We start from the raw sequence: 3,150 nt of genomic DNA on the forward strand, positions 1-3,150 counted from the left end.
GCGCCTGTTCCGAGCGCCGCAGCACCAGCGTATGCGGGTCGTACTCGTAACCGACATCGATCATGTCCTGCTCGTCCATCGAGGTCAGCACGCTGACGGCAAGCAGGCAAAGGTCGCTGCCGCGCGCTGCTTCCACCGCCGCCGCCATCGCCTTGGGATAGGCGTGGATGGTCAGCATGGTCATGCCCATCTTGACGATGTTCTCGACGCCCTTGGCCACCGTGTGGTCGATGTCGAGCAGCTTCATGTCGAGGAAGACCTTGGTGCCGCCGCTGGTCAGTTCCCTGGCGAAATCGAGCCCGCCGGCGAAGGCAAGCTGGTAGCCGATCTTGTAGAAGGAGACGACGCCGTCGAGTTCGCGCACCGCCTGCTCGGCTTCTCTCACTGTCGGCACGTCGAGGCCGACGATCAGCCTTTCCTGCATGGATTGGGCCTGCAAGGTGCTGGCAATCATGTCTCTATCCGGGTGGACAGCATGCGCGAGGTTTCGATCAGCGTGCGGCATAGATGCTCCATCGATTTGTACAGTCTTTCGTCACGGAAATTGCCGTCCTCGTCGAAGGCGCTGCCACCCTCGGGCACCGAGCATTCCGGCGTCACCACCTCCATCTGGCAACGTACCAACACGGCGCGCAGATGGTTGATGCAGCGGATGCCGGCAAAGTGCCCGCTGGAGGACGAACAGAGGCCAACGACCTTGCCGGCAAGTGGCCTCACCGGCCGCCCGCCATCCCTGCGCACCCGGCTCACCCAGTCGATCGTGTTCTTGAGCAGCGGCGGAATGGAGCCGTTATATTCGGGCGTGGCGATCAGCAGCCCGTCATGGGCGATCACCAGACGGCCGAGTTTCTGGGCGTTTTCGGGAACGCCTTTTTCCTTTTCCAGATCCTCGTCCAGGATCGGCAAGGGATAGTCGGCAAGCGAGATGCGGGTCACCTCGGCGCCTTGCATGGCAAGTTCCTTCTGCGCCACGTCGGCCGTCCTGCCGCTATAGGCGCCGCTGCGCACCGAGCCGGCGAAGACGAGGATTTTCGGGATCACTGCCATTGGCCACCCTTGCTCCCGGACAGGTACAGCCAAGGATCGAGCAAATCAACGCCAACTTCGTCATCCCTGGGCGAAGCAGGAGCGAAGCTCCGTCGCGGAGACCCTGGGATCCATTCCGTGACCTTGACCGTAGAGTGCGGCGGAACAGAACTCTGCGCCGTGGCGTGCACTCGGAAGTCGCGGCATGGATCCTCGGGTCTGCGCTGCGTCGCTGCGCTCCTTGCTCCGCCCGTGGATGACGAAGTCATAGAGTTTGCGCGAGTCGCCGAGCGGTTCCGCTCCGAGAAACTAATGCGCTTCGCGGCGGTAGATCCACAGCTGGGTCGGCGGGATGTTGCGAAGGATGAAATCGAAATGCTTGACCGTATAATTGCCACGGCCGGCCGGGATCGGCGACATCGGGCCGTAGGTCAGCTGCACGATCGGCCGTCCGGCCGGGATGCGGTCGAGCAGGCTCTCGATATAGGCAATGCGCTGGGCGACCGGGAAGTTGAGCAGCGGCACGCCGGAAACGACGGAATCGAAGATCATCCCGCTCTTGTCGCCAAGCGTGGCGTTGAGATTGAAGGCATCGCCCTCGATGACGTTGACGCCGGGATAGAGCCGCCGCAGATGACGGACGAAATCCGCGGAATACTCGACCGCGTAGAGGTTTTCGGGCCGCACGCCCTGAGCGAGGATGGCGCGGGTGATCACGCCGGTACCGGGGCCGACCTCAAGCACCGGCAGGCCGGATTTAGGATTGACGATCGAGGCCATTTTGCGCGCGGTGACCGAACTGGTGGGCACGATCGAACCAACCGCCTTCGGCTTGTCGATCCAGCCCTTGAAGAATTTGAGTTCGTCGTCGAACTTTTCGACAAGCGCCTTCCGCAGTCCAGGGCCACGTGTCATGCAAGCTCTCCTCAGCGCTTCCCGCAAAGTTACTTAGCACCTGAGCGGTGCTAGGCAAGGCGCGGCCGGACGCATGTCGTGGATAAGATAATTTTCGTCGCGTCTCAAGGGGTGACGCGATTCAAGGATTTACGCGTTGCAAATCGGCTTAGGCTGGCCAAAGTGCATCAACGTTCGCCAAAGGACTCGAAAAAATCCTTCATGCGGGCAAAAAAGCCGCTCGATTGGGGCGAATTGTCCTGCGAGGAGAGCTGTTCGAACTCCTCCAGCAGCTCACGCTGGCGGCGGGTCAGGTTCTGCGGCGTCTCGACCGCGGTCTGGATGTAGAGGTCGCCGACATTGGGCTGACGCAGCACAGGCATGCCCTTGCCCTTGAGACGGAACTGGCGCCCGTTCTGCGTGCCCTCGGTCACCTTGACCTTTGTCTGCGTGCCGTCCAGCGTCGTCACCTCGAAGGAGCCGCCAAGGGCTGCCGTCGTCATCGAGATCGGCACCTTGCAATACAGGTCGGCGCCGTCGCGTTGGAAGAACTCGTGCGGTTTGACCGCCAGGAAAATATAGAGGTCGCCCGATGGCCCGCCGCGCAGGCCGGCTTCGCCCTCATTGGCAAGGCGGATGCGGGTGCCGTCCTCGATGCCGGCCGGGATGTTGACCGACAGCGAACGCTCCTCGGTGACGCGGCCCTGGCCGGCGCATTTCGGGCACGGATCCTTGATTGTCTGGCCGCGGCCCTGGCATTGCGGGCAGGTCCGTTCGATCGAGAAGAAACCTTGCGTGGCGCGCACCTTGCCGTGGCCGTTGCACATCGAGCAGGTGACGGGCTGGGTGCCGGGCTTGGCGCCGCTGCCCGAACATTCAGAGCAGGAGATCGACGCCGGCACCCGGATCTGCGCGGTCTTGCCGGCAAAAGCCTCTTCCAGGGTGATTTCCATGTTGTAGCGCAGGTCGGCGCCGCGTTCGCGGCCGCCCGACGAACGGCGCTGGCGCCCGCCCATCATGTCGCCGAAAATGTCCTCGAAGATATCGGCGAAACCGCCGGCGCCAAAACCTTGCGCGCCGCCATTCATGCCGCCCTGTTCGAAGGCGGCGTGGCCAAAGCGGTCGTAGGCCGCGCGCTTCTGCGGGTCTTTCAGCGTCTCGTAGGCTTCGTTGATTTCCTTGAACTTGTGCTCGCAGGAATGATCGCCGGGGTTGCGGTCGGGATGGAAC

General features: G+C 62.8%; 4 protein-coding genes. All 4 read right to left on the reverse strand.

The genetic code is table 11. The features are described 5' to 3' along the window. On the reverse strand, positions 1–454 hold a 454-nt coding region (gene pyrF / locus EN893_RS25990), incomplete at its 3' end, for an orotidine-5'-phosphate decarboxylase (protein ID WP_164749509.1). After that, complete coding sequence (locus tag EN893_RS25995) at positions 451–1,047, reverse strand: NADPH-dependent FMN reductase (RefSeq protein WP_127266740.1); 597 nt, start codon at positions 1,045–1,047, stop codon at positions 451–453. The genes pyrF and EN893_RS25995, both read right to left, overlap by 4 nt. Positions 1,048–1,335: 288 nt before the next feature. Further along, entirely contained in the window at positions 1,336–1,941 is a 606-nt protein-coding gene (gene pmtA / locus EN893_RS26000) for a phospholipid N-methyltransferase PmtA (RefSeq protein WP_023810874.1), read from the reverse strand. Between the two features lie 167 nt (positions 1,942–2,108). Then, the coding region (gene dnaJ, locus EN893_RS26005) for a molecular chaperone DnaJ (RefSeq protein WP_128361878.1) at positions 2,109–3,150 on the reverse strand (1,042 nt) is incomplete at its 5' end.

The sequence above is a fragment of the Mesorhizobium sp. M7A.F.Ca.CA.004.04.2.1 genome, from assembly GCF_004022825.1.
Taxonomy (GTDB): Bacteria; Pseudomonadota; Alphaproteobacteria; order Rhizobiales; family Rhizobiaceae; genus Mesorhizobium.